The sequence below is a fragment of the Paenibacillus lutrae genome (assembly GCF_009757775.1).
GTDB classification, from domain to species: domain Bacteria; phylum Bacillota; class Bacilli; order Paenibacillales; family NBRC-103111; genus Paenibacillus_F; species Paenibacillus_F lutrae.
The window spans coordinates 1-1,277 of the sequence record NZ_RHLK01000035.1 but is presented as its reverse complement, the minus strand read 5'-3'; the positions used below and the strand labels follow the sequence as shown (position 1 = coordinate 1,277).

Here is a 1,277-nt window from a genome sequence, read left to right as displayed (position 1 = left end):
CACCTGGCTTTGGAGAACCGGTGGCTCAAAACAGAAACTTACTGCATTTTTGAGTTTTTTATTTCTCCAAACAAGACAAACTCCTGAGTTCCATTCGGAACAAAGGAGTTTGTCTGCAATCTGAAAGAGACCTAACAGGTCTCTTTTTATATAAAAGATTAATTTTCATAGAAAAGTGAGCCATGAAGGACTCGAACCTTCGACACCCTGATTAAAAGTCAGGTGCTCTACCAACTGAGCTAATGGCTCTCGGTGTAAAATACTGGTGGAGGCTGATGGATTCGAACCACCGAACTCGTCAGAGAACAGATTTACAGTCTGCTGCGTTTGGCCACTTCGCTAAGCCTCCACATTGCTGCCAAGCTCTTTAGTTATGAGCATTGCTTGACTTAAATGGTGGCTCGGGACGGAATCGAACCGCCGACACGAGGATTTTCAGTCCTCTGCTCTACCGACTGAGCTACCGAGCCATACTATGAAATTCATGTAAAACTAAAATGGCGGAGCCGACGGGATTCGAACCCGCGGTCTCCTGCGTGACAGGCAGGCATGTTAGGCCTCTACACCACGGCTCCGTATAAAGTTGTACATGGTGGACGCTGACGGGATCGAACCGCCGACCCTCTGCTTGTAAGGCAGATGCTCTCCCAGCTGAGCTAAGCGTCCTTATGTAGTTGTATGGTAGCGGCGGAGGGACTCGAACCCACGACCTCACGGGTATGAACCGTACGCTCTAGCCAGCTGAGCTACGCCGCCTTAAACTGGCGGAGAGAGAGGGATTCGAACCCTCGCACCGCTTACGCAGTCTAACCCCTTAGCAGAGGGTCCCCTTATAGCCACTTGGGTATCTCTCCGAACATAATGCAATCGAACTTAACAGGTTGTACCCTGAAAACTAGCAGCGAAAGATGTAAAAGATCCATCCAAAGATCTTGTGGTGCACCGCCTAAGCGACGATTCCGATGACGGTCTCTACTCTCGTAAAGACCTATAGGTCAAGCCCTCGACCGATTAGTATTGGTCAGCTCCACACATTGCTGTGCTTCCACCTCCAACCTATCTACCTCGTCGTCTTCAAGGGGTCTTACGAATTGGGAAATCTCATCTTGAGGGGGGCTTCACGCTTAGATGCTTTCAGCGCTTATCCCTTCCGTACATAGCTACCCAGCTATGCCTCTGGCGAGACAACTGGTACACCAGCGGTACGTCCATCCCGNCACTCATCTTGGGGTGGGCTTACTACTTAGATGCTTTCAGCAGTTATCCGCTCCGCACTT

The 1,277-nt window shown here is 50.0% G+C and carries 7 tRNA genes and 1 rRNA gene; all 8 read right to left on the bottom strand.

The annotated features are described in order from the left end of the window. Positions 1-176: 176 nt before the first annotated feature. A tRNA-Lys gene (locus EDM21_RS24430) sits at positions 177-249 on the bottom strand. A 14-nt stretch (positions 250-263) separates the two neighbouring features. Then, positions 264-349: transfer RNA gene (locus EDM21_RS24425), tRNA-Tyr, on the bottom strand. A 45-nt stretch (positions 350-394) separates the two neighbouring features. Further along, positions 395-470: transfer RNA gene (locus tag EDM21_RS24420), tRNA-Phe, on the bottom strand. Between the two features lie 28 nt (positions 471-498). Then, a tRNA-Asp gene (locus EDM21_RS24415) sits at positions 499-575 on the bottom strand. A gap of 15 nt (positions 576-590) precedes the next feature. Next, positions 591-666, bottom strand: a tRNA-Val gene (locus EDM21_RS24410). Between the two features lie 13 nt (positions 667-679). After that, a tRNA-Met gene (locus EDM21_RS24405) sits at positions 680-756 on the bottom strand. Positions 757-762: 6 nt separating this feature from the next. Next, a tRNA-Ser gene (locus EDM21_RS24400) sits at positions 763-854 on the bottom strand. 137 nt (positions 855-991) lie between these two features. Next, positions 992-1,277, bottom strand: a 23S ribosomal RNA gene (locus EDM21_RS24775); the annotation flags it as partial.